Origin of the sequence: Sphingomonas sp. Leaf34 (assembly GCF_001421805.1) — a bacterium.
Taxonomy (GTDB): Bacteria; Pseudomonadota; Alphaproteobacteria; order Sphingomonadales; family Sphingomonadaceae; genus Sphingomonas.
Genome location: NZ_LMLC01000002.1, coordinates 504,519 through 528,952, shown reverse-complemented (window position 1 = coordinate 528,952; position 24,434 = coordinate 504,519). Strand labels below are relative to the sequence as shown.

26 protein-coding genes and 1 other annotated feature are annotated in these 24,434 nt (G+C 62.7%); of the genes, 11 read left to right on the top strand and 15 right to left on the bottom strand.

The features are described 5' to 3' along the window. Positions 1 to 12: 12 nt before the first annotated feature. From ASF00_RS07640 to ASF00_RS07625, 4 genes are all read right to left on the bottom strand, one after another. Entirely contained in the window at positions 13 to 1,413 is a 1,401-nt protein-coding gene (locus ASF00_RS07640; RefSeq protein ID WP_156348224.1) for an FAD-linked oxidase C-terminal domain-containing protein, read from the bottom strand. Next, the gene (locus tag ASF00_RS07635) at positions 1,413 to 3,599 is read right to left on the bottom strand and encodes a TonB-dependent receptor (RefSeq protein ID WP_055876536.1); all 2,187 of its coding nucleotides are present in this window, start codon (positions 3,597 to 3,599) and stop codon (positions 1,413 to 1,415) included. Before ASF00_RS07635 ends, ASF00_RS07640 begins: the two co-directional genes overlap by 1 nt. Before the next feature lie 114 nt (positions 3,600 to 3,713). Then, a complete protein-coding gene (locus ASF00_RS07630) occupies positions 3,714 to 4,490 on the bottom strand; it encodes an SDR family NAD(P)-dependent oxidoreductase (RefSeq protein WP_235525669.1) in 777 nt (258 codons plus the stop codon). Continuing rightward, the gene (locus ASF00_RS07625) at positions 4,487 to 5,980 is read right to left on the bottom strand and encodes a carboxylesterase/lipase family protein (protein WP_055877220.1); all 1,494 of its coding nucleotides are present in this window, start codon (positions 5,978 to 5,980) and stop codon (positions 4,487 to 4,489) included. Before ASF00_RS07625 ends, ASF00_RS07630 begins: the two co-directional genes overlap by 4 nt. A gap of 202 nt (positions 5,981 to 6,182) precedes the next feature. On the opposite strand from ASF00_RS07625, the gene ASF00_RS17910 reads away from it, so the two are divergent. After that, positions 6,183 to 7,082, top strand: a complete 900-nt coding sequence (locus ASF00_RS17910) for an SGNH/GDSL hydrolase family protein (protein ID WP_162233569.1) — start codon at positions 6,183 to 6,185, stop codon at positions 7,080 to 7,082. A gap of 338 nt (positions 7,083 to 7,420) precedes the next feature. On the opposite strand, the gene ASF00_RS07615 is transcribed toward ASF00_RS17910, so the two are convergent. After that, on the bottom strand, positions 7,421 to 8,326 hold the full coding sequence (locus ASF00_RS07615) for a LysR family transcriptional regulator (RefSeq protein ID WP_055876530.1): 906 nt from the start codon (positions 8,324 to 8,326) through the stop codon (positions 7,421 to 7,423). A gap of 117 nt (positions 8,327 to 8,443) precedes the next feature. Between ASF00_RS07615 and paoA the strand changes: the two genes are divergently transcribed. The 6 genes from paoA (at position 8,444) to ASF00_RS18365 (ending at position 14,302) form a co-directional block, all read left to right on the top strand. Continuing rightward, positions 8,444 to 9,076 (top strand): aldehyde dehydrogenase iron-sulfur subunit PaoA, encoded by a 633-nt coding sequence (gene paoA / locus ASF00_RS07610; protein ID WP_055876527.1) that lies wholly within the window; start codon positions 8,444 to 8,446, stop codon positions 9,074 to 9,076. Beyond that, positions 9,073 to 10,023, top strand: coding sequence for an FAD binding domain-containing protein (locus tag ASF00_RS07605; RefSeq protein ID WP_055876524.1), 951 nt, complete (start codon positions 9,073 to 9,075; stop codon positions 10,021 to 10,023). Before paoA ends, ASF00_RS07605 begins: the two co-directional genes overlap by 4 nt. Then, positions 10,020 to 12,230 (top strand): aldehyde oxidoreductase molybdenum-binding subunit PaoC, encoded by a 2,211-nt coding sequence (paoC, locus tag ASF00_RS07600; protein WP_055876520.1) that lies wholly within the window; start codon positions 10,020 to 10,022, stop codon positions 12,228 to 12,230. The genes ASF00_RS07605 and paoC overlap by 4 nt, the downstream gene beginning before the upstream one ends. Next, a complete protein-coding gene (locus ASF00_RS07595) occupies positions 12,230 to 12,721 on the top strand; it encodes a (R)-mandelonitrile lyase (RefSeq protein WP_235525668.1) in 492 nt (163 codons plus the stop codon). The genes paoC and ASF00_RS07595 overlap by 1 nt, the downstream gene beginning before the upstream one ends. A 37-nt stretch (positions 12,722 to 12,758) precedes the next feature. Beyond that, entirely contained in the window at positions 12,759 to 13,514 is a 756-nt protein-coding gene (locus ASF00_RS07590; RefSeq protein ID WP_055876514.1) for an SDR family NAD(P)-dependent oxidoreductase, read from the top strand. A gap of 518 nt (positions 13,515 to 14,032) precedes the next feature. Beyond that, positions 14,033 to 14,302, top strand: a complete 270-nt coding sequence (locus ASF00_RS18365) for a hypothetical protein (RefSeq protein WP_156348223.1) — start codon at positions 14,033 to 14,035, stop codon at positions 14,300 to 14,302. A 37-nt stretch (positions 14,303 to 14,339) separates the two neighbouring features. Here ASF00_RS18365 and ASF00_RS07585 read toward each other — a convergent pair whose 3' ends face one another. From ASF00_RS07585 to ASF00_RS07570, 4 genes are all read right to left on the bottom strand, one after another. Then, positions 14,340 to 14,624 (bottom strand): hypothetical protein, encoded by a 285-nt coding sequence (locus ASF00_RS07585; protein WP_055876509.1) that lies wholly within the window; start codon positions 14,622 to 14,624, stop codon positions 14,340 to 14,342. 62 nt (positions 14,625 to 14,686) lie between these two features. Further along, positions 14,687 to 15,190, bottom strand: a complete 504-nt coding sequence (locus ASF00_RS07580; RefSeq protein ID WP_055876506.1) for a ferritin-like domain-containing protein — start codon at positions 15,188 to 15,190, stop codon at positions 14,687 to 14,689. Positions 15,191 to 15,274: 84 nt separating this feature from the next. Next, entirely contained in the window at positions 15,275 to 15,739 is a 465-nt protein-coding gene (locus tag ASF00_RS18805; RefSeq protein WP_200910496.1) for a hypothetical protein, read from the bottom strand. Positions 15,740 to 15,819: 80 nt separating this feature from the next. After that, a complete protein-coding gene (locus ASF00_RS07570) occupies positions 15,820 to 16,992 on the bottom strand; it encodes a zinc-dependent alcohol dehydrogenase (protein WP_055876503.1) in 1,173 nt (390 codons plus the stop codon). A 546-nt stretch (positions 16,993 to 17,538) separates the two neighbouring features. Between ASF00_RS07570 and ASF00_RS07565 the strand changes: the two genes are divergently transcribed. Further along, positions 17,539 to 18,204, top strand: coding sequence for an HAD family hydrolase (locus ASF00_RS07565; protein WP_055876500.1), 666 nt, complete (start codon positions 17,539 to 17,541; stop codon positions 18,202 to 18,204). A 405-nt stretch (positions 18,205 to 18,609) separates the two neighbouring features. Here ASF00_RS07565 and ASF00_RS18975 read toward each other — a convergent pair whose 3' ends face one another. From ASF00_RS18975 to ASF00_RS07545, 4 genes are all read right to left on the bottom strand, one after another. Further along, positions 18,610 to 18,975 carry a VOC family protein gene (locus ASF00_RS18975; RefSeq protein WP_327196354.1) on the bottom strand — a complete coding sequence of 122 codons (366 nt, stop codon included), beginning with the start codon at positions 18,973 to 18,975 and terminating at the stop codon, positions 18,610 to 18,612. Between the two features lie 157 nt (positions 18,976 to 19,132). Next, complete coding sequence (locus tag ASF00_RS07555) at positions 19,133 to 19,918, bottom strand: VOC family protein (RefSeq protein WP_055876497.1); 786 nt, start codon at positions 19,916 to 19,918, stop codon at positions 19,133 to 19,135. Positions 19,919 to 19,929: 11 nt separating this feature from the next. Continuing rightward, positions 19,930 to 20,649 carry a DUF1428 domain-containing protein gene (locus ASF00_RS19310; RefSeq protein WP_055876494.1) on the bottom strand — a complete coding sequence of 240 codons (720 nt, stop codon included), beginning with the start codon at positions 20,647 to 20,649 and terminating at the stop codon, positions 19,930 to 19,932. Then, on the bottom strand, positions 20,646 to 21,341 hold the full coding sequence (locus ASF00_RS07545; protein WP_055876491.1) for a glutathione S-transferase family protein: 696 nt from the start codon (positions 21,339 to 21,341) through the stop codon (positions 20,646 to 20,648). Before ASF00_RS07545 ends, ASF00_RS19310 begins: the two co-directional genes overlap by 4 nt. Positions 21,342 to 21,861: 520 nt before the next feature. Here ASF00_RS07545 and ASF00_RS07540 point away from each other — a divergent pair. Both ASF00_RS07540 and ASF00_RS19305 read left to right on the top strand, forming a co-directional pair. After that, positions 21,862 to 22,056, top strand: coding sequence for a hypothetical protein (locus tag ASF00_RS07540; RefSeq protein WP_156348222.1), 195 nt, complete (start codon positions 21,862 to 21,864; stop codon positions 22,054 to 22,056). A 205-nt stretch (positions 22,057 to 22,261) separates the two neighbouring features. Further along, positions 22,262 to 22,417: a hypothetical protein gene (locus tag ASF00_RS19305; RefSeq protein WP_443024387.1), complete on the top strand. Its 156-nt coding sequence runs from the start codon at positions 22,262 to 22,264 to the stop codon at positions 22,415 to 22,417. Between the two features lie 124 nt (positions 22,418 to 22,541). Next, positions 22,542 to 22,648 (top strand) — a sequence feature (AL1L pseudoknot). Here the strand turns inward: ASF00_RS19305 and ASF00_RS19300 are convergent. Together ASF00_RS19300 and ASF00_RS19295 are read right to left on the bottom strand one after the other, a co-directional pair. Further along, positions 22,607 to 22,849: a hypothetical protein gene (locus ASF00_RS19300; protein WP_055876485.1), complete on the bottom strand. Its 243-nt coding sequence runs from the start codon at positions 22,847 to 22,849 to the stop codon at positions 22,607 to 22,609. Its footprint overlaps the feature before it by 42 nt. 89 nt (positions 22,850 to 22,938) lie before the next feature. Beyond that, positions 22,939 to 23,109 (bottom strand): hypothetical protein, encoded by a 171-nt coding sequence (locus ASF00_RS19295; RefSeq protein WP_443024386.1) that lies wholly within the window; start codon positions 23,107 to 23,109, stop codon positions 22,939 to 22,941. A gap of 705 nt (positions 23,110 to 23,814) precedes the next feature. Between ASF00_RS19295 and ASF00_RS07525 the strand changes: the two genes are divergently transcribed. Continuing rightward, positions 23,815 to 24,243 (top strand): DUF6165 family protein, encoded by a 429-nt coding sequence (locus ASF00_RS07525; RefSeq protein ID WP_055876481.1) that lies wholly within the window; start codon positions 23,815 to 23,817, stop codon positions 24,241 to 24,243. Positions 24,244 to 24,434: the final 191 nt, after the last annotated feature.

Below are 24,434 nucleotides of genomic sequence, written 5' to 3'. Positions count from 1 at the left end.
GTGCGCTACCGGTCACAGCGTGAAGATCTTGCCCGGGTTCATCAGGTTCAGCGGGTCTAGTGCGCGTTTGATCGTCCGCATCAGGTCGACCGCATCGCCCAGTTCGGCGACGAGCCAGTCCTGCTTGCCGATGCCAATGCCGTGCTCGCCCGTGCATGTGCCGTCCATCGCGATTGCCCGTTCGACCAGGCGACGGTTGATCGCTTCCACCTCTTCGAACTCATGCGGGGCGGTGGGGTCGATCGAGAAGATCACGTGGAAATTTCCGTCGCCGACGTGACCCAGAATCGCAGCGGGGACAGTGCCGGCATCGATGTCGGCACGCGTCGCCAGGATGCACTCGGGCAGGCGGCTGATCGGCACACACACGTCGGTGGTCCAGCCGACCGCGCCTGCCCGCACGTTGACAGCGGCGTAATAGGCCTCGTGTCGCGCCTTCCACAGCCTAGCGCGTTCCTCCGGCTGGTTCGACCATTTGAACGCGCCGCCGCCATTCGCGTCGGCGAGTGCGGCAACGGTTTCGACCTGCTCGGCGACGCCCGCAGGCGAGCCGTGGAACTCGAAGAACAGCGTCGTCACTTCGGGATATTCGAGCTTGGACCAGCGATTGACCGCCGCCATCTGCTTGTCGTCGAGGATTTCGACGCGGGCGAGCGGAACGCCGCACTGGATCGAATGGACGACGGTATCGACCGCACCTTGCAAGGACTCGAACCCGCAGACCGCAGACATGATCTGTTCGGGTATCGGATGGAGGCGCAGGCTGATCTCGGTGATAATGCCTAGCGTGCCCTCGGAGCCGACGAACAAGCGCGTGAGGTCGTAACCCGCAGCCGACTTGCGCGCCCGGGTCGCGGTACGGATGACGTTGCCGTCCGCCGTGACGACGGTCAGTGCCAGCACGGCCTCGCGCATCGTGCCATAACGCACCGCGTTGGTGCCGCTTGCGCGCGTCGAGGCCATGCCGCCGATCGTCGCGTTGGCACCGGGATCGATCGGAAAGAACAGCCCGGTGTCACGCAGGTGCGCATTCAGTTCCTCGCGGCGCACGCCGGCCTGGACGACGCAGTCGAAATCGTCCGCATTGATAGCAAGGATCGCGTCCATCCGCGAAAGGTTGACGCTGACCCCGCCAAGAACCGCAAGCGCGTTGCCCTCGATCGACGTACCCGCGCCGAACGGTACGATCGGCACGCCGGCCGCTGTGCACAGCCGCACGCAGTCGGCAACTTCCTCGGTCGACGCGGCAAAGACGACCGCGTCGGGCAAGGCCTCGGCGAAATGCGCCTCGCTCGTGCCGTGCTGGCGACGGATACCCTCGCCCATCGCCAGCGCGTCGCCGAAACGCTGGCGAAGCACCGCGACGAACGCCTCATCGAGAGGCGGGCGGGGGGGCGTTGGCATGTGCTTCATCAGAATCGTACCGTGCCACGAATGCCAATACGCCGACGTGGCGACTGGATAGCGAGGTTCGACACAAGAGGCGCGGGCAATCCGGCCCGCCGCAACAGCGAGGCATCGAGATAGGTCTCGACGTACTTCTCGTTGAACAGGTTGGTCGCGAAGGCTGCGACTTCAAGCGGTCCGGCCTGCCACGATACCGATCCGTTCACGAGATGATAGGCCTCCAGCACCGGGACCGACGCGGCGTCGAGCGAGCCGCCCGTGCGCTCACCCTTCGCAACGACGTTCGCGTCGAACTCGATCGCCTGGTCGCGGTGAAACGGCACGCGCAGATTGGTGCCGATCGAGTAGTTCGCGTCGGGAACGAACAGGATGCGATCGCCCGGATAGGCATAGCCGGTCACCGCGGTGAACTGGCTAGAATCGGTCACGCGGGCATGTAGCAGCGTCGCATTGGCATAAACGCGCCAGGCGTCGCTGACGTTGAACGACAATTCGGCCTCCGCACCATAGCTTTCGACGTTGCCCGAATTGAGGTTGATCGCGACGAAGCCGACCGGCTGGCCGGTGGCGGGATTGAGAATGGTCGACGGGGCGAGCGCGTTGGCGCCGATGAAGTTCTTGTAGTCGTTATAGAACGCAGCGACATTGGCCGTCAGTCGACCATCGAACGCGCTCGCCTTCGATCCGACTTCATAGGTCCAGACGCTGTCACCGCGATAAGTCAGGTTGGGCGCGCCGGGGCCGTTCTGCCCTCCGCCGCGCACGCCGCGGGCCACCGAGGCATAGGTCATGAACTGCGGGTTCCAGCGCTTGGACAGGGTCGCGCGGGGTTGCCACTCGTTCGCCTTGTAGGCGGCGGCAAGGCCGGCGGTCGACGCATCGAGCTTCTGATGGTCGTAGCGGATCCCGACCGTCAGATCGAGGCCATCGCCGAGCTTCAAAAAGCCGGTGGCGAAACCGGCGATGTTCTCGTTCTCCGACGTGGCGGTGCCGGGTACGGTCAGGTTGGCCGGCACCACCGTCGTCGTGGTCGTGGCATCCGTTGTCGAGCGCGCATAGAAGGCACCGACCAGCGTCGAGAAATTCTCGCTCCACTTCGTATCGAAGCGGACTTCACCGGTGCGGGTCTTCAGCGTGCGGCTGACGGTCGAGCGGAAGAAGTCGATCGGGCTGTAGTCGGCGTCACCCGCGCCCTTCGTATCGCTCTGGTTGTACGCGCCGATCGCGGTGATCGTAGTATCGATGCTGTCGACGTCGAACTCGCCCTTCACATTGGCGGCGTAGTAATCGATTGTACCCAGGCTGCGCTGATTGCTGCGGCCGTCGAGCGAATAGTCGCGCGGGCCGGTCACGTTGAAATAGGGCGTCGAGCCACCGAACACGCGGTCGTATCCGCCGTTCACCGTGAAGCGCGCCCAGTTTGTGGGGACGAAGCGGATCGTGCCGTTGATGCTTTTCGTCTCGAGTGGATTTTGATTGCCGCCTGCGAGGAGGTTGCGCTGGAAGCCGTCCTCCTTGTGATAGGCCGCGCCAATGCGGAACTGGAGCACGTCCTTGACGATCGGCCCTGATATGCTGCCCGACGCGGAGGCGTAATTGTCGCCGGTGGCCAGTGCACCGTCGACCCGCCCCTGCCACTCGTTCGACGGCTGGCGGGTGACGACGTTGATTGCGCCGCCCAGCGTGTTGTTGCCAAACAGCGTCCCTTGAGGCCCACGCAGCACTTCGACGCGGGCGACATCGACCAGTGGCGAATTGAGATAGGTCGTGTTCGGCTGGTAGATGCCGTCGATGAAAATGCCGACGCCTGGCTGCACCGTGTCGATCAGCGTGGTGCCGACGCCGCGGATCGACACGAATGCACGACCGACCGAATCCGAATTGATGTTGAGGCCCGGCGTGTAGGCGGCCACGTCGCGGACGACGACGAGCTGCTGCTGCTTGATCGCGTCGCCTGAGATCGCGGTGACGGCGATCGGTACGTCCTGCAACCGTTCTTCACGACGGCGTGCCGTGACCACGATATCGGAGGCTGCGGGAGCGTTGCCAGCACGCGTATCGACCTGCGGGTCAGCGGGGGTGCCCTGGTTGCTGGTCTGCGCGCCCTTCGGGTCGACAGACTGCGCCGCGGCGAGCGTGGGCCACGCAAGGGTAAGCGCGGAAGATAGGGCGAGCAGCGAGCGACGATGCATGGAAACCTCTCCGAATATCGGCAGATCGAGTCGTCTACCTGTCAGAGAGGTGTGCCGGTTTTCAAAGCTGTCCGAAAGGTCTGACGGCTATGCCGATCGGCTCCGGTTATTGGCCTACCAGCAGGAGTAGCCGCCATCGACCGCCACGATGCTGCCGGTCATCAGGCTCGCCGCATCGCTTGCAAGGAACTGTACGACCGAGGCGACTTCGTACGCCTCCCCAAGACGTCCTTGCGGCGTGCCGTCGATCCAACGGCGGTACATCTCGCTGGTCTTGTCGGCAAAGGCGTTGAGCGGAGTTGCGATATAGGTCGGCGCCACCGCATTGACGCGAACACCACGGCCGGCCCATTCGGCGGCAAGGCTTTTCGTCAGTTGATGCACCGCCGCCTTAGACGCGTTGTAATAGCTCTGCGGCTGCGGCCGGTTGACGACAAAGGCCGACATCGACCCGATATTGACGATCGATCCGCGGCCCGTGGCCAGCATGTTGCGTCCGAAGGCGCGTGCACACCAGAAGGTGCCGTTGAGATTGACGTCGAGGACGTTCAACCAATGCTCGTCGGCGACGTCCTCCGCCGCGGTTTCACTGCGGGCGATGCCGGCATTGTTGACCAGAATTTCGGCGTCGCGCACCGCGTCGGCGGCTGCAGTGACCGCAGCGGAGTCCGTCACGTCGAGCACGATGCCGGTGACGCGGTGACCCTTGTCTTGGAGGCTTTCCACACCGCGAGCGAGCAGATCCGGGTCGCGATCGGCGATCGTCACCACGGCGCCGAACTCGGCGAGCGCGTCCGCGCAAGCCCAGCCGATGCCTTGCGCGCCGCCGGTGACGAAGGCTTTGCGACCATCTAGCCGCAGGCGATTGGCGTACATGGTCTTGTCCTTCAAGGTAGGAACGGCGCGGCAGGCATGACCGGCTCGAATGCCGCCTCGCCGGCAACGATGCGATAGACTTGGCGCGTATCACGATCGAACGGCGCCCAGGGGAGGGACCCGTCGCGGGCGAAATCGACCCACAGTCGGTGCATGCGGGTCGCGACATCCTGCGGCGGCGCTTCGCCGAGCAATCCGTCGGGACCAGTCGCGCAGGCGAGCGCATCGAAGACGAACGGCACGTCGATCGCATGCGCCGCGCCAAGCTCGCCGCCGAACGCGGGCGAGCGCCATTCGAGTTCATAGACATGCGTGCGGCCGCGATGTTCCTCGGCGAACCGCCTGGCGGGCCAACGAAAGACAAGGTCCGTCATCGCATCGGTCAGCGCACGCCCGCCGGGACGCTTGCCAGCCCCATAGGCGTTCAGCACCGCCCACGCTCGAGGCTGCGACTTTCGCAGCACGAACCACGCCAGCAACCGCCCGATTTTGTCCCGGACCCCGGACGAGACCAGGTACAGGTTCATTTCCTCGGCATTCGTACCGATCAGCACATCGACGTCCGCGCCCGCGCCGTTGCGGAGCGCATCCAACGGCGGGACCGGCAGCATGTCGTCGCCATGAACGGGTACGAAGCGGCTGATCCCGAAGACCGGCTCGCGGCCGTCCGCCCCGCGCAGGTCGATCCGCGCGGTCGGTAACGACACCTTTTCTACTGCGTCGAGCATCGGCTCGGCCGCGACGCTGGCGAACCCATCACGGGTCGGCGAGACGCCGAGCAGTTTGGCGAGCTTCGTCACCAGCCGCCGCATGACGCCTACATCACGTGTCATGCCGCCATGTCCGCTTTGAATGATCGCGCGGGTGAACAGGCCCTCGGCGACAGGTGAGGTGACGAGGTCGGCGATCGCCATCGCGCCCGCCGATTCGCCGAATATCGTGACGTTGCCGGGATCGCCTCCGAAGCGGTCGATCTCCGCGCGGACCCATTCGAGCGCGGCGACGATGTCGCGCAGACCGAGATTTGTCGGGACGCCCGGGATCGGCAGAAAGCCGTCGATCCCCATGCGATAGTTGATCGCAACGCAAACCACGCCGTCGCGCGCGAAGGTCGTCCCGTCCTGCACCGGCGCGTCCTTGCTGCCGATCACGAAGCCGCCGCCATGGGCGAACACCATCACCGGCAGGCCGGTGCGGTCGTCGTCGGGGCGCCAGACATTGAGTGTCAGATAGTCGTCGCCCGGCATCCAACCGCTGCCGATCAGCGCCTCGACATTGAGGCCAGGCACCGGCCTGATCCGCTGCGGCGCGTTCGGGCCAGCGTCCGTGACGGCGCGCACGCCCGTCCACGACGGCGGCGGCGAAGGCGGCGCAAACCGCAAGGCGCCAACGGGCGGCGCTGCATAGGGAATGCCTATATAGCGCTGGACGCCCCCGGTCGTGCGCCCTTGGACCACGCCGGCGGTGACGTGGACGATCGGATCGAGATGTTCACGGATTGACATCGCGTCGATGTACACCGTCCGCGTCGCGCCAGAACATCCGGTTACTATGCGGCATCGCTCGCAGGGTGTGCCCATGCGGTGCGCGAGCAGCCGGAGCATTGCCCGCCGCACGCCGACCTGCGCCGATGGCGTCTTGCGGCAGGGGAGAGGCGTGATGCGTGGACGCAGGCGGAAAGTTAGGTTTTGGTTGCTGGGGGGACTGTTGGCGATCATCGGCATCGGCCTGATAATTGCCATTGCCGAAGGTCGGCGGTCCCCGAGCGGTCGGCCGGACTATATCGCGCTGGGCAGCTCGTTCGCGGCGGGAGCGGGACTAGGCGCCCTAGAACCCGGTAGTCCAACGCTGTGCGCGCGTGGCGTAGAAGGCTACCCGCAGCAACTCGCCCGGCTGCGTGCAGTTCCGCTCGTCGATATGAGTTGCGGCGGTGCCGTGACCCGCCATCTGCTACACGGCGGTCAGTATTTCCAGGGGCCGCAGATCCGGACGATCACGCGTGGCACGCGGCTCGTGACGCTGACAATCGGCGGCAACGATGTCGGCTATGTTGCCGACCTGTCGATGCTGGCGGCACGGAATACAAACACGGTGTTCGGCCGCTTCGTCCGATGGTTCTGGGACGGGCCCCGGCGACCCGACGCGCGTGGCTACGATCAACTTCGGAGTGACCTGATCGCGACACTCCAAGCGATCCATGCCGCGGCCCCACAAGCTATCATGGTGATAGCGACCTACCCAACGATCCTGCCGCCGTCAGGCACGTGCCCAGTGTTAGGTCTGACTGCCGCCGAAGCCGGCACTATGCGTCAGGTTGGCGATACGCTCGCAGCCGTCACGCGGTCGGCGGCCGAGGCAGGCGGCGCAATCCTGGTCGACATGCACACGCTCGGGACGACCCATAACGCCTGCTCATCGGAACCATGGGTCCGTGGCTGGATGAACGGCAATATCGCGCCCTTCCATCCGACCCGAATTGGTGCAGCCGCGACAGCTCACGCAGTTGCGTCACGGATTAAGACGCAATGCGGTCCAAATAATGGTCATTGCGCAGGCGCAGCCTACCGAACCAGAGATGATCCGCCTATTCTCGCTTCCGAGCATTAAGCGTCTCACAATGGTCCGCTGCCGGCTTAGGCAGACCAGCCTTGCACAGGATGCCGTTACACATGTGTCCGGTGGTATAATATAAGCGAGTCTTTTGCCCCGTGGAGACGTGATGCGCAGGCACGCGTGAGGCAGCCGCGCTCCACCGACGCCCAACTCTAGCCAGCGGTTCATCGCAAGCCTGAACTTAGATGGCTGGTCGCCGAACATTCGGCAAAATGAACCAACGGCTGAAGTTGGGAAGCTAATAACCCCCGACGAACGCCCGCTACTGACTCGTCCTTCGTTGCTGAAATCAATTTTCAAACGCCTCGAATGCTTGATGTTGAACAGACGCGTCAGCCAAGTGGTTTTAGTTCACCTGCAATCGTCAGAAGCGCGCGCAAACCCGCGGGTAACTGTCGTCGTCCGGAGTAGTAAAGGTAGAAGCCCGGCCCGGTCGTCACCCACTCGGTTAGCACAACGCGCAGGGTGCCGTCTGCGACATGCTTGGCGAACAGGGCTTCAAGACCGAACGTCAGCCCCGCGCCGTTGAGTGCCATTGCCAGCGTTGATCGGCTATCGTCGGCAGTCATCGCGCTTTGGATAAGCACATCAAAGTCTCCGTCAGGCCCCTCGAATTCCCAGCGGTAGATACTGTCGTCCCCAAGACGCACTCCAAGACACCGGTGCTGCTTCAACTCGTCCGGGTGCGCTGGTGTGCCATGTTCCTCAAGGTAACGGGGAGAAGCCGCGACAACCCACCGGAGGTCGGCTGAAAGTCGCTGCGCAATCATGTCCTCGGGGACGGTGCCGCCATACCGAACGCCTGCGTCGAACCCCTCGCCGACGACATCGACGATGCGATTGCTCGATACCAGATCGACCTCAATATCAGGGTGACGGCGAGACAGTTCGGCAAGCACAGGACCAAGCACCAGCGTTACCGCATCGACCACGGCGTTGATGCGAATTTTTCCGCCAGGAGAGACGCGGAGCTGATCCAGGTTCTCCAACGCGGAGCCGATGTCAGCAAACGACCCGGAGACCGACTGCTCCAGCGCCTTTCCAGCCGACGTCAAGGTTACGGATCGGTTGGTCCGGTTGATCAGTCGGACACCCGCGCGCTCTTCGAAACTTTTGAGAGCATGGCTGACCGCGGAGGCAGACACGCCAAGCTCGAGGCCGGCCCGACGAAGATTGCGATGCCGCGCGATCGCTAGGAAATAGGCAAGGTCGGTAAGGTTGGTGCGGGTAACAAGCATTCCTGATGTTGAACCAGATTCAGTATCGCATCAAGCTACTGACGGGTAACCTACTTCTGCTGAAAGCGTTTAATGGTCCTGACCGGCGCCTGTTGGCGCGCCCATGGAGGATCGCCGATGGCCAGTGAAACTTTTCAATTGTCCCGAAGGCAGATGCTGATGAGCAGCGCCACTACTGCGGCAGTATCCGCCACCGTGAGCGAAACGGCCGACGCCGCGCCGCCCGCGCAAACCCTGCCGACATACAAGGTCGCCATGAGCGTGAATGGAACAGCCCAAGCGCTGACGCTCGATCCGCGTACGACCCTGCCCGATGCGCTGCGCGAACATCTACATCTCACCGGCACCAAGAAGGGCTGTGATCACGGGCAGTGCGGAGCGTGCACGGTCATCGTCAACGGCGAGCGTATCAACGCCTGTCTCAGCCTCGCCGTCCAGCATGAGGGCGATGCCGTAACCACTATCGAAGGGCTCGGCACACCCGAGCGCCTGCATCCGATGCAAGCCGTTTTCGTGAAGCATGACGGATATCAGTGCGGTTACTGCACCCCGGGGCAGATCTGCTCTGCCATCTCTGTTCTCGAGGAAATTAAGAGAGGCATTCCCAGCCACGCGCAAGCCGATCTTATGGCGGCCCCGCAGTCTACCGGCGCCGAAATGCGGGAGCGGATGAGCGGCAACATCTGCCGCTGCGGTGCCTATTCCAACATCGCTGAGGCGATGGCCGATGTCGCAGGAGCACGCGCGTGAAGAGCTTTACCTACGAGCGGGCAACGACGCCTGCAGACGCGGCTCGGATCGTTGCGCGCAATCCTGGCGCGCGATTCCTGGCCGGCGGTACCAACCTGCTCGATCTGATGAAGCTCGAGGTCGAGACGCCGACCCATCTGGTCGATGTGCAGGACCTCAAGCTCGACCGGATCGAACCGACCGACGCCGGCGGGCTGCGGATCGGTGCGTTCGTCAGTAACACCGCGTTGGCGAGCGACGAGCGAGTGCGGCGTGCCTATGGCGTACTCAGCCGCGCCATCGTCGCAGGTGCCTCGGGTCAGTTGCGGAACAAGGCGACGACCGCGGGCAATCTGCTTCAGCGGACGCGGTGCCCGTATTTTTACGACACCAACCAGCCCTGCAACAAGCGGAAGCCGGGGTCGGGGTGCGCTGCGATCGGTGGCTATTCGCGCCAGCTTGCCGTCATCGGATCTAGTGAGTCGTGCATCGCAACCTATCCGGGCGACATGGCGGTCGCGATGCGCGTGCTCGATGCGGCAGTCGAGACGGTGAAGGCGGACGGGAAGACACGATCCATACCGATCGGTACTTTCCATACGCTGCCTGGTACCACGCCCGAGCGTGATAACGTGCTTGATCACGGCGAACTCATCACCGCGGTCACGCTGCCGCGTCCGGTCGGTGGTACGCATGTCTACCGCAAGGTGCGCGACCGCGCGTCCTATGCGTTCGCGCTCGTGTCGGTCGCCGCCATCGTCCAGCGCGACGGCAGCGGACGTGCAGCGTTCGGCGGTGTCGCGCATCAGCCGTGGCGGGTGGAGGCAGCGGAAGCGGCAATGCCGCATGGCGCGGTCGAGATGGCTAAGGCGGTGTTCGCCGATGCGCGGCCGACCCACGACAACGCATTCAAGATCCCACTCGCGACGCGCACCCTCGCGGCGGTGCTTGCGGAGGTAAAGCCATGATCTTCGACGCACCCGCAGGCGCGAACCCGACCGATCGGATGAAGGTGCTCGGCAAGCCACTCGATCGCTACGAAGGGCATCTGAAGACCACCGGCACCGCGACCTATGCCCATGAATGGCAGGATGTCGCACCCGGGTTTGCGTACGGCTACATTCTCGGCGCCGCGATCGCCAAGGGGCGGATCACGAAGATCGATACGCGTGATGCCGAACGTGCGCCCGGCGTGGTCGGTGTCGTCACGTACCTGAATGCCGGCAAGCCCGGAGTTGGCAAGTTCTACGTTCAGAAGATGCTCGCCGCGCCTGAGGTGGACCATTACCATCAGCCGGTCGCGGTCGTCGTTGCGGAGACCTTCGAACAGGCCCGTGCGGCAGCGGCACTTGTGCGGGTCGACTATCAGCGGACGGCGGGGCGGTTCGATCTGGCCGCGCAGAACGGCAGCGCGCCGGTCCCGCCGGAAGGCGAGTTTGGCGGCCCCAACGAGAAGCAGGTCGGTGACTTCGCCAAGGCGTTCGCGGCGGCACCGGTCAAGGTCGACGAGACCTATACCGTGCCCGACCAGGCGCATGCGATGATGGAGCCACACGCCTCGATCGCGAAATGGGACGGCGATCGCGTGACGTGCTGGACGTCGATCCAGCAGATGAACTGGGGAACGCGCGACCTCGGGCTGATTCTCGGGATCCCCAAGCAGAACGTCCGCCTGATCTCGCCCTATATCGGCGGTGGTTTCGGCGGGAAGGGGACCGTGCAGATCGATCTCGCGCTGGCGGCGATTGCGGCGCGCGTGGTCAAGCGCCCGGTGAAGATCGCGCTGCAGCGGTCGATCATTTTTAACACCACGATCCACCGGCCGAAGACAATCCAGCGAGTGCAACTGGGGGCGGGCCGTGATGGGCGGCTGACGGCGATCGGTCATGACAGCCTGTCGGGTAACCTCGTCGGCGGGCGTACGGAGCCAACCGTTACATCCACGCGGACGCTTTATGCAGGCGCGAACCGGCTGACCCGGATGCGGCTGGCCACGCTCGATTTAGCCGAAGGCAACGCGATGCGTGCGCCCGGCGAAGCACCCGGCCTGATGGCACTAGAGGTCGCGATGGACGAACTCGCGGAAAAGCTGAAAATGGATCCGATCGCGCTTCGCGTCGTGAACGATACGCAGGTCGATCCGGAGGATCCTGGCAAGCCCTTCTCGACCCGAGCCTTTGTCCGTTGCCTGCAGGAGGGCGCGGAGCGCTTCGGCTGGGACAGGCGCCAGAGCAAGCCTGGTGCAATCCGCGAAGGGCAGTGGTTGATTGGCATGGGGATGGCGGGGGCGATCCGTGGCGGCAAGATCGCCAAAGCCGGCGCACGAGCCCGGCTTGATCGGCACGGCGTCGTGACGATCGAGACCGACATGACGGATATCGGCACCGGCAGCTACACCGTCGTCCAGCAGACCGCGGCCGAGATGATGGGCGTCACGCCCGACCGGATCGTGGTCAAGCTCGGCGACTCCACCTTCCCGGAAACGCCGGGATCGGGCGGGCAGCAGGGCGCGCCTTCCGTAACGGCGGGCGTCTATGCGGCGTGCATGAAGCTGCGCGAAACGGTCGCGCAGCGGCTCGGCTTCAAAACCGCCAACGTCGACTTTGCAGACGGGCAGGTCTGCAGCGGCAACCGGTCGGTAAAGCTCGCCCACGCGGCCAAGGACGGCGATCTCGTCGTCGAGGACGTGATGGAGTTCGCCAAGCTCGCCGATCAGTTCCAGCAGCAGACCTTCGGGGCGCATTTCGTCGAGGTCGCGGTCGACGCTTATACCGGCGAGGTGCGGGTACGGCGTATGCTCGCGGTGTGCGCTGCGGGGCGCATCCTCAACGTCAAGACCGCGCGCAGTCAGGTGATCGGCGGGATGGTGATGGGCGTCGGCGCCGCGCTGATGGAAGACATGGCGATCGACAAGCGCTTCGGCTTCTTCGTCAACCACGATCTCGCTGGCTACGAGGTGCCGGTGCATGCCGATATCCCGCATCTCGATGCCTTCTTCATAGATGAGGTCGATCCAACGATCTCGCCGGTAAAGGCCAAGGGCGTGGGCGAGCTGGGCCTGACCGGGGTCGCGCCAGCGATCGCCAACGCGATCTACAACGCAACCGGCGTTCGCGTCCGCGAGTATCCGATCACGCTCGAGAAGCATCTCGACGCGCTGCCGGCGCTGACGTGATGCGTCTGCTGAAAATCGGCACGATCGTCGCCTTGCTGCTGCCCATCAGCTTCGCTAAAGCCCAAAAAGGAACTTCCGACATGACCATCGCCCGCAAATCCGAGATGAAGACCGTCGACGGGCCGGAGGCGTATTTTACCGGCAAGGTTACGATCACCGGGCGATTCCAGCGCGACGACCCGTCGCGCGTCTCCGGCGCGATCGTCCATTTTGAGCCCGGCGCCCGGAGTGCCTGGCACACGCACCCCGCCGGCCAGACGCTGATCGTGACCGAAGGTGTAGGCTGGACGCAGATCGCGGATGGCCCGAAGCTGGAGTTCAACGCTGGCGACATCCTGTGGTGCCCGGCCGACCACAAGCACTGGCACGGCGCCACGCCGCAGCAGGGCATGACGCATGTCGCCATTCAGGAGTCGGTCGACGGCTCGGCCGTAACCTGGATGGAGAAGGTGACGGACGAACAGTATCTCGCGCCGCTCGGTACCGAGTGAACGGTCGCAATCCACCCATCGAAACCGAGTATTTTCCATGACCAATCTCAATCGTTTTTCCGACAAGGTCGCATTCGTCACCGGCGCCGCCAGCGGCATCGGCCGGGCGACCGCGGTTGCCTTCGCACGTGAGGGCGCACGCGTTGCGATCCTCGACTTAACCGAAGATGCGCTTTCCGACACCGCGGAGGCTGTGAGAAACGCAGGCGCACAGGTCCTGACCATTGCCTGCGACGTGTCGAAGCCCGAACAGGTCGAGGCAGCGATCGGGCAGGTGATCGAGACCTTCGGCAGGCTCGATATCGCCTTCAACAATGCCGGAGTCGAGAACAAGGCAGCCCCTGTCGCCGAGATCGAGCTCGACGAATGGGACCGAATTCTCGACATCAATCTGCGAGGCACGTTCGTCTGCATGAAGTACGAGCTAGTGCAGATGGTGCGTCAGGGTAGCGGCGTGATCGTCAACACATCATCGGGCGCTGGTGTCCGGGGCGTGGCGGGCGGAGCGTCCTATGCCGCGTCCAAGCACGCGATCATCGGCCTGACAAAGTCAGCCGCGCTCGACTATGCGAAGCAGAATATCCGCGTGAATGCGATCCTGCCGGGCAACATCGAGACGCCGATGATGGATCGCTTCACCAACGGTGACATCCAGAAAGCCATCGACCTCGAGCCGGTCGGTCGTCTGGGAAAGCCCGACGAGATCGCCGACGCCGTGCTCTGGATGAGCGCGGATCTTGGCGGGTTCGTCACCGGTGCCGCAATCTCCGTGGATGGAGGCTGGTCGCTTTAACGACCCGAGTAGAGCCTGCCTGAAGACGGTAGGCGCGCGAAAGCCGCTATCAATCCCCGCCTTGCGGCATTTGCGATTGAATGGAGCGGCGTCGCGGATCGAAAATGAACGAACGGCTGAAACTGGAGAGCGTAGATAGGGCCGCCGGTGTCCGCGCCTGGGTCCTATCTCCTCGGCCATGTCCGTTGGGCAGGTTAGCCCGGCTCTAATTTTGGGCCACATGCGGAGCGCGCTCTAGAATCGGCACCGAGTGCGGGGTGCGCCCCAAGGGTATGATCGGCTGATCTGAGGACTGTAGCCGATACGCCGTCTATGCGCGTGAGCAACTCGGCGATCATGGCCGTCTGTCGCGTCGCTAGGTCGGCGTCCAGCTTGTCAATGTGGCCGTTCTTGACGATGCCCAACGGGTAATTGGACGGGACTTGCTAGTTTCGATAGTCCAAATAGGCGGCAGTACCGGCGGCGTTTACCCGCGATAGAATGAGTGATGTCCCCGTAACGCCTCCGCTACGCCTGTGGTGGACGAGTCGCTCGTGCTGGTGTCCGTTATTGTGCCAAAGCATGCCTCTTTGCTTAACTTTGCGCGCGCCAGTTCAAGCCGCCTCGGATACTGGTCCGATCGCCTGACCGTCGAGCGCGCCGACCAAGTCGTCGCCACACACGACGAACGCGCGCAGCCCTCATCAACCGGCATCTCGGCAAATCAGCGGATCCGAACGCTTGAAACTGATGAAGGCATGGCAGATGCTGAAGCGCTGGCGGGTCGATTCCGTCCGCAAGGGGACTGACGTGTGCCCGCCTGGTGCCGCACCGTGCACTCACAGCTTACAAATCGGACCTATTTACCTCGGCAATCTTTGTGTTCGACAGGCCTGGAGTTTCCTCGCGCAAAAACCCTAGAAGTTCTTGGACTTCTCGGGGGCCATATTTGAGGTCGATATCATCCAACTGGATCATGACGAATCTCCGCCGATCCGCCGAGAAGTTAGCGATGGTATTAACGCACTCTTCCAGTGTGCCGTGTCCTACAACCTCTGCGGTCGCGTCGCCGGAGGGATCAGCAACAAAGATCGTAGCGGGTTCGCTCAATGCGTAGGTCGTCATCGCCATCGCTTCCATCGTCTAGTGGGGCAGGTCGTCGCCGGCCAGGTCGGCCTCGGCGGGCGATCCTGTCATTCGTCTTCGGCGGCGATGTTGACGGTCGTCTCGGCGAGCTTCGTCATATATTCGTCGCCGCCGTATATGTCCTTCGTAGCGGCACTAAGTATCTTCTGGTCGGCCTTCAGATCCAGCGCCTTGGCGTAGGCGGTAGCCGTGCCGAACCCAGCGATGCCGTAATGCGTCATCCGCTGGTACTGAGCGATGATCATCACATCGAGCAGTGGGCCCTTTTCGGGACCTTCCTCGAGCACATGCTTGGTGGCTTCGGCCACGAGGCCTTCCATACCCTTGCAATGCTCCTTCGAAACCTTCTCATCGTTTGAGGCGATCAGCTCTTTGAGCAGGTCAGTATGCTTATCGATATCAGCCTGGGACTTGGTCAGCATCTCCTTCAGCGATGCGTCGCTTGCCTTCGACGTGATCTTCTTCAGGATCTTCTTCATCTGGTCGTCGGCGGACCACAGATCTTTCAGCTCGTCGATGTAGATTTCCTGGAGGTCCTCGGGTGCAGACATGGGATCATCCTCGTGTGTCCACCGAGCGGAATGCGCGGTAGCTGGTTTTGAATTTGGAACAGGCGTTTACGAGGTTCGCCGAGCTCAGCCGGCTCCAGGCTGGTTCTGCTCGTCCTCATAATCGGCATCGGTACCGATCTTTCCGCCGGCCTCCGCTTCGGCGATGCCCGACGTCTCGACGACTTCGATCGTGTGACCTTCGGAAGCAATCGCATGCGGTACGCGTTCGGCATCAGGGTCGGCGGCGATCGTCGTGCGGTCACCGCCGTCCGAATTTGCGACACCGTTTCCGGCATTGCCGCCGTCTTCGCCCGCCTGGCCGCCGCCGTGATAGGCAATGTCGGTCTGGCCGCCATGCGCCATGAAGCCGGTGCTCGCCCCTGTCTTGCCCGCGTGTGGGTTCGGATAGGACCCGCCACCACTTTCGCCGCCCTCGCTACGCCCGTGAACATCGGCGCCATCATTGCCGCGCGGCGAGTCCGAGACACCGTCCGGTGCGCCCTTGCTCCCAGGGTGGCCGGGAACGGGGGTCTGAACCTTGTCGCTCATCGGCATGTCCTTCTGACTGTTGCGGATAAAAACCAACCGACCCGGTCCGCTCGTCGGCGGCGGACCGGGTCGGTTGAGGGTTAAGGCCGCAGTACGACCTTGATCACGCCGTCCTGCTTGTCGCGGAACTTCTGGTACATCTCGGGCGCATCCTCGAGACTTGCCGGGTGAGTCACGACGAAGCTCGGATCGATGTCGCCCGCCTCGATCCGCGCCAGCAGAGGCTTGGTATAGGCCTGGACATGCGTCTGGCCGGTCTTGATCGTCAGACCCTTGTTCATCATTGCGCCGATCGGGATCTTGTCGCCCATGCCGACATAGACGCCAGGAATCGAGATCGTCCCGCCCATCCGGCAACTCATGATCGCTTCGCGCAGGACGTGCACGCGGTCGGTTGCGAGGAACGTCGCCGCCTTGACCTTATCGATCACCGCATCGATTGCGCCATGACCCGAGGCCTCCGCGCCCACTGCGTCGATGCAGCTGTCGGGACCGCGGCCTTTAGTACGGAACTGGAGTTCGTCATAGACGCTGTCGACTTCGGCGAAGTTGATCGTCTCGGCACCGCCGGCCTCGGCCATCGCCAAGCGTTCGGGCACTTCGTCGATCGCGATCACGCGGCCCGCGCCGAGCATCAGCGCCGAGCGGATTGCAAATTGGCCGACTGGACCGCAGCCCCAGATTGCCACGGTATCGCCTTCTTCGATCTGCGCATTCTCGGCTGCCATATAGCCGGTCGGAAAGATGTCGGACAGGAACAGCGCCTGCTCATCGGTGACGCTGTCGGGTACCTTGATCGGACCAATATCGGCCATCGGCACGCGCAGATACTCGGCTTGGCCACCGCAATAGCCGCCAAGCATGTGACTGAATCCAAACAGGCCGGCGGGCGAATGACCCATCGCCTTGATCGCCATCTCCGAGTTCGGATTGGTCCGCTCACAGGCAGAGAAGAGGCCCTTGCGGCAGAAGAAGCAATCGCCGCAGCTGATCGTGAACGGCACGACGACGCGGTCGCCAATCTTCAGATTGGTGACTTCGGAGCCGAGTGCGACGACCACGCCCATGTTCTCGTGGCCGAGGATGTCACCCGCCTGCATCGTCGGCTGGTAGCCGTCGAGCAGGTGAAGATCGGAGCCGCAGATCGCGCAGGCCGATACCTTGATTATCGCGTCGCGCGGATGCTTGATCTCCGGATCTGCAACAGTATCGACCCGAACGTCGCCTTTTCCATGCCATACCAGTGCGCGCATTTGAATATCTCCGTCATTAAATTACAGTGAGTGCTCACCATGCATTGGCCCTGCGTCAGCCTGGACTTGGCGGTCGCGAAAAATGCCGCATGACCATCATCAAAACTATGCGTGCCGCCACGGAGTATCGGGCAATAATCTTTCGGCTTGCGGCTATCAGCGTGAACACAATCCGCAGAGTATAGCGATCAAAGCGGCGTCATCGTTCCTGCATCGCCGAGATATTCACCGCTAAAAACTTTGTATTGATTGTGATCAATCTACAAAGATTTGCGCGAAACCGTAAAATAGAACTGAAAATCTATATTTTATAAGTGTTTGCCAAGGCTGGTTGCTCCGTAGTGGCGGATCGCTGGTGGCATATCTGCTGCGGATCGTTCTGAGGCGCGACGAATGCCCTTCCCGAGTCTGCGGACGCCGGAGCTGACTCGGGAAGTGGACCGCTGTATCGTCATCACATTGCCGACGTTGTTCGCCCCCTGCGCCTTCAATGGCACTACGAGGTTCTGAACGGCAGGCGCACGACATCAGGTCAGGGACCGTCTTATGCAGATCAAAGCCATTCTTTTCGATATCGACGGTACGTTGGTCGACACCAACGACATGCACGTCCTTGCTTGGGAGGAGGCGTTCGCAGTCGTCGGCGCGGCGTTCGATCGCCGGGTGATTCATGACCAGATCGGGAAGGGGACGGACATGCTCGTGCCGACGCTGTTGCCCGACGCGGACGAGGATCAACAGAAAGAACTAGGAGACACGCATGCCGCGATCTTCAAGGCGAAATATTTGCATGTCGCCAAGCCCTTTGCGCAAGCGGGCGAGCTGATGGCGCACGCGCATGGTCTCGGGCAGCGGGTTATACTCGCATCGTCGGCCTCGGACGCGGAACTCAATCACTATATCGACCTGCTCGACGCACGCGATCTGATCGCCGCGACGACGAGCAGCGATGACGTCGAAAGGACCAAGCCTGCGCCGGACATCTTCGCGACCGCGCTCAAAAGGGTACCTGGCATTACCCCTGCTGATGCGATCGTGGTCGGCGATACCCCGTATGACATTGAGGCAGCCGGCAAATGCGGGATCGCCGCGTTGGCGGTCCGGTCAGGCAAGTTCAAGGATGCGCAGCTTCAATCTGCAGGTGCGATCGCGATCTACGATGACGTCGCCGCTTTGCTCGCCAGCTATGCAACCTCGCCACTGGGGCACTAAACGGTATGGCCATCACATTGAACCCCTCCGCGCCCGGTCATCGCCAACGCGGTGGTGTGCGCGTGCGAGACCTCGCGGCGGACGCTGTATGCGGGAGCCGCTTTCTTAAGAACTTCGCGAGCGGCAAGCGCCGGAAGGTTCGATGGAGCGTGCCGCTTTCCGCCGCTTCTGACTCGATCGGATAGCCAGCTTCCAGTCCCCGCAGATCATGCCGCAGGCGAACGCCGCGCCCGAGCCGGCGGGCAGTGCCGCCCGAACCGCGCTGAATACGCGGATGTCTTGGCGATCCGATGGCTCCCAAAGCGTGGTACCGACCGACTGATGGCCGTTAGCAAGTTGGATGATGATCGGGCCAGGATCTGGCCTTTAGACGATAGCGCCGCGAACGAGGCGGCGTTAGCCTGGCTACCTACACATCGATACGGCCGTTGATCGGCCGGCGTACAACTTCTCCATAAATACGCGGTCCTTCCTGCGATGGCGTCCTTGATCGCGGCGACGTCTATCTTGCATCATTGTTATGGCTCGGAATACGCGCGCGGCGATCGCGGCGTCGGCACTGCTAATCGCCTCGATCAGGACGTGCGGCGTAATATGCCAGTTCACGCCTCGGTGGTCCTTGCAACACCCGCAGGCGCTTCCAACGCCGCGATTGCCGCCGACCGCATTCCAATAACCGTCGGTCTCCGCCTGATAGTCGGTATAGACGAGGAACGACACGGCCTGAGCCTGCAGGACGTGCGGGCCGCCGTTGAGACCGAGGAACGCCATGCCGCACACCGTGATCTCGACGGTTAGAACGTTACCAAGTGGATAATCGCCCGGCACGTGGTGGATCGCATCGCGTGACTGTCGGGAAAAGTTGCGGCGTAGAACGTTGCCGCGTCTTCGGCGGTACCGTCATATCAGACGCAGGATGCGATCTTGGTCATGCCGCATTGCTGATCCGTGGGCCCACAATGCCGATTTGTGCGCCAGTCAGGTCGCCGAGATTTGCTGAATAGCCGCCACCGGGTATCTGGTCGGGGCCTTGCAGGAGCACGCCGCCAAGGCCCGTCGCGGTAGTGATCGCGGCGTCGATATCGGGAACATAGGCGTACCAGTTCCAGCGTGCGGGCGCACCGGTGGTTGCGCTCGACATCATAGCGCCGGGGCGAGCGTCGCCGCTGCCGAGGAAGACATATTCGCCCATCGGCCCCATCGGTATCGCGCCTTCCCGGGTCCAGCCGAACAGCGCGCCGTAGAAGGCAAGTGCGCCGTCGGGGTCGGGGGTGGCGAGTTCGATCCACACGGCATGGCCGTGGTGCGGACCCTGGACGAACGCGGACGACGGGTCGAGACTTACGCCCGTCATCAGCATAAAGCCGATATGCTGCGGGTCGCTCGCGATTGCAAAACGGCCGACGCCGGTAATGTCCATCGGTTCGACTTGGATCGACCCGCCCAATTGCTTGACGTGCACGGCAGCCGCGTCGACGTCGGCGGTGCCGAAATAGATCAACCAGTCGGGCAGCGATGGCGCGCTCGGCGGCGGTGTCGTGATGCCTGCGATCGCCGCGCCATCGGGGGCGTTGGCGATCAGATAGGCGCCATGCTCGGGCATAAGCGCGCGCGCGATCGTCCAGCCGATTGTCGCGGCGTAGAAGTGCCGCGCTTTGGCCTCATTGTTGGTGTTGAGTTCGAACCAGACCGGGGTGCCCTCGGGATTTTGCATCGGCCGTTTCCTCATTCATCCAGGATCGTGGTGAAGCCGCCATGGATTATGCGCTTGCCGTCGAACGGCAGGTCGGCGGGTGGGGTCTGCATCCGCGCGTCCGCCATGACTTGGGGCATGCCGGCGTCGCGGGTTGCCTTGTCCGGCCACTCGACCCAGGAATAGACGACAACCTCGTTACCTATCGCATGAACGGCGCGTGCATAGTCCGTCTTCTCGCCGGTGGGGACGTCGTCGCCCCAGGTCTCGACCACGCGGATCGCGCCGTTTTCGAGGAAGGCTGCCGACACCGTACGCGCCAACGCAAAATACGCGTCCTTGTTCGCAGGCGAGACGGGCAGGATGATGCCATCGACATATCCTGTGCCCGCCGCCGAGCCTTCTTCGACCTCCGCCTGGAACCCCGCATAGATCATCCGGCTGCCGTCGAAGGGCATCGATGCGCCCATCGCATCCATCCGCGGGTCAGTCATCATCCTGGCACTGGCGGCATCGCGGGTGGCCTTGTCGGCATATTCGAACCAGCTGAAGACGACGGTCTCGTCCGCGGTCGCCTGAACCGCACCTGCGAAGTCGTTGAGCGTGCCGACGGGGACGTCGTCGCCCCAATTCTCGACCATCCGCGCCACGCCGAACTCCCTGAGAAACCCCACCGCGCCGGTCGCATGCTCGAGATAGGCCTGGCGATTGGCGGTCGGCACCGCGAGGACGAAGCCTTCGATATACGTCATGCCTGTTCTCCCTGCTCGGCGAGCCATGCCGCAAATTCGGGCGGCGGGCTGCCGGTGAACCCCGCCATCTGGTCGGCTAGTGCCTTGACGAAGGCGGGACGCGCCGTGCCGCGTTCGACATAGGCGATGAGGTTGGGATGGCTGTCCAGCAGGCCCTCGTCGGCAATGATCCGGATCACTGCCACCATCAGAAGATCGCCGGCCGTGAAGACGTCGCCGTCGAGCCAGGTCCGGTCGCCCAGCCGCCGCGACAGTTCGCCGATCCGCTCGTCGATGCGATGGAGAACGGAGGGCAGGCGCGGCGCCGACCACGGCTCGCCGCGTTCGAATAGCGTCGCGATTGCGTGATCCATGATCGGCGGCTCGACCGTGTTGAGCGCGGCGAACATCCATTCGATCGCGCGTGCGCGTGCCGCGGCATCGGCGGGCAGCAGCATATCGCCATGCGTGTTGGCGATATGCAGGACAATCGCGCCGGATTCGAAGAGCAGCACGTCGCCCTCCTCATAGGTCGGAACCTGGCCAAAAGGCTGACGCCCCCGGTGCGGTGCCTGCTTCTGCTCACCCTGAGTCAGATACATCACGTCGTAGGGCTGGCCGACCTCTTCGAGCGCCCAGCGGACACGGAGGTCGCGGACCTGCCCCCTCGCAAAATCGGGAACCCAGTCGAATGCGGTGATGGTGGGACGCATCGAGACACTCCTATCGCGGTTCTGGCTGGATCATTGCTGCGACGCCCATATTCATTCTCAGAGTCGCTTTACGGCTAGCCCGATGGGCTCAAGCTGCTCTCGATGATCGCGCGCCGGGCAGAGATGACATGGTTACCATAGTGCAGTGCCAACGATCGATGGACGGCCCTGGAACACATGTTCTTCGCCAAGGCCGACGCCTGCCGCTCGGCCTGTTCGCGCTTCTTGCTGTGGCGAGATCATAGTCTTGAACGTCGGGCATGGCAGGCCCTCTGCACTGCGGGCGGAAGCTGATCCCAGCTTTCCATCGTCACGGTGCTCGCGGCAAGGGTGATGGCGATGGGATAGCATACGCCGGTGCAGCTTGGCGAGATACAGCGTCCGCGCGGTCCGGCTTGTGGAGTATTCGGTCTGGCGCGCATCGGGTCTACCGCCATGTCGGTGAGGTCGCCGGCACCTGTTTCGGGCCCAAGCCGCGATGGGGTGCTGCAGCATGTCGCGATCGCCCAGCCCCTTGGTCGTGGATGCCGTCATCGATCGCATGGGTGCGGGGAGGGCGCCGGCACAGGAGGCGATGATGATTGTCGCCCGGCGCAACTGGTCCGACGCGGCCGCCTGCCGCTCCGCATTCTCGTGGAACAGCCTGCCGGTGTCCTCGCCTGATCGTCTCGGTTCGATACGAGTGGCCGGCCTTGGCGTGCGCACCTCGCGGTAATGCTGCGATGGCGGCGGACGTCATCAATTTTGGGCGCGGCGAGCCAATCGAGGACCGTGACGCCGCATCATCGCTCGCCGCTCGCCGCCTGCCGCTGGCAAAACGGGATCGATGCCTTTTCCGCCGTTACTGCTATACGACGCTGCCCATAGTTCTGAATCGCCCCGGGTTTGTCTGAGGCTCGACCTCCTGAGAAGATGGGGCCATGACGAGCAAGACGACCAACAAGCTTTCGCCCGAAGTTTGTGAGCAAGCGGTGCGGACGGTTTTCGATCACGAGCCGGATCACCCGTCAAGGTGGGCGACCGTGGTATCGATTGCCGAGAAGGTCAGCTGCGTTCCGCAGACGCTGCGTGGGTGAGTGAAGGCGCAGTCGATAGCGGCAAGCGCGGCGGTGTTCAGGCCGAGGTGATCGACAAGATGAAGGCGCTGGAGCGCGAGGTCCGTGAACTGCGGTAAGCCAACGAGATCTTGCGTAAGGCGTCGGCATATTTCGCGCAGGCGGCGCTCGACCGCCCGTTCCGGCGATGATCGCTTTCATTGACGGTGCCTATGCGTCGAACCGATCTGCTTTGTCCTGCCGAACGCCCCATCCACCGACGACGAACACGTCGCGCAGCGACGGGATCCATCGCGCCTGTCGGCGCAGGCGAGGCAGGATGTCGCCCTCAAACCCGAGATAGCCCGTGTGTTCGCCGTGGACTTCGCGGCTTGCGGCGTGCGCAAAGTCTGGCGGCAGATGATGCGGGAGGGCTTTGTGATCGCATGATGCACCGTCGAACGGCTGATGCATGAGATGGGCCCGGCAGGCGTGATCTGGGGCATGCCGGTGCGTACGATCATCAGCGGCATGGCGGCACCGTGCCCGCGCAATCACGTCTGTCACCAGTTCTTCGCGCCAGCGCCGAACAGGCTTTGCGCGTAAACCGGCGCGGCCCCTGGCGCAGCTTCGAAGCTGTCAAGTACGCCACGCTCGGAAGGGTCGACGGGTTCAACCATCGTCGACTGTTGAAGCCCAGCGGCAACATCCCGCGTGCCGAAGCCAAAGATCATTATTAACCTACCGCAGGCAACAGCGATATGGCAGCATGACTAACAATCCGGTGCGTCCGGCAGATTCGGGGTGGTTTAAGCAGCAGGTCATAGAAGATCGGGGCCGCGGCAGAATGGTCAATTCGATACGCGGCGACAAAAGCAGGTCGCGCGGCATGATCGACGTCACCGCGCTAATGCGCAGGATGCGGGTCGCCTCGTAGACCGCTGTCAGAACTTGCGGCACTCAAGCGAACATCGCTGCCACCAGTTCGTCGACCGCAACGGGCACCCCTTGAGCTCCGTCATTACTGCCGGGGAAGTGAGCGACTAAACCGGCGCAGCAGCGCTTCGATGATCAGCAAAAGGCGCAGTGGTTGCTTGGCGACCGCGGGTATGAAGCTGACTGTTCAGGGTTTCCCTGTAAGCCAGGGGTGGCTAATGTCCCGAGTCGGGATAAGTGTCACTGCGAAGGGATGCTTGCCGGGTCGTATACAAGGAACGAGAGAGAGCGTAGCCGTTCACGATTTGTCGTCTTGCTGGTCAGTCCGCTTTCCCGATTAAGCCGATGTAGACGTGAGAGGAGCGGGTTAGGCGCGGCAGGCGGAGCTCCACCACAGCGTTTGAGTCAACTCGGCAGGCATTGTACGAAAATCCCTGCCGCAGGAAGATTGACCTGCGAAGACCCGCGCGTCATTCCGAGCGACATAGTATCGGGAAGATTGTATGAGCACGCCTAAGGTCGCAACGACTGAATTTTTCGCGCCTGTCTCGATTGGTGAGGCTGTCGATAAGATTACCATATTGCGCATCAAGCAGGTGGAAATTCGCGACGATCTCAAGCTCGCAAATGTTAATAAAGAGCTTAGCGCGCTGCAGGCGATTTATCTCAAGCATGTCGGCACTATTCCCGAGGCAGTTGAAGCGCTTACCGAAAAACTTCAATCGGTGAACCAGAAGCTTTGGGTTATTGAAGATGATCTTCGTAACTGTGAGCGCAATCAGGATTTTGGTCCCAATTTCGTCGAACTTGCGCGTTCTGTGTATTTCACCAACGACGAGCGCGCCAAATTGAAGCGTGAAATTAACGTTGCTCTAGGATCCGAACTAGTGGAAGAGAAGTCTTACGCCGACTACCGTGTCACGCGGGCCTGAGGCTCGGTGATAATTCCAGGTAGAAAGAACGCTCATTAAAGCACAGTCAAGGTCGGCTAAATAGTTGATTAGAGCAGTGACCGACGGTCCAAAAATCATTGGCATCGCTCGTCGACGTTACTGACCGCGTCGCGATAAGTTCCAAGCCCGCGATTCAGGGCTGGGGCCGGCCCTTGTTTTCTATGGTGAGC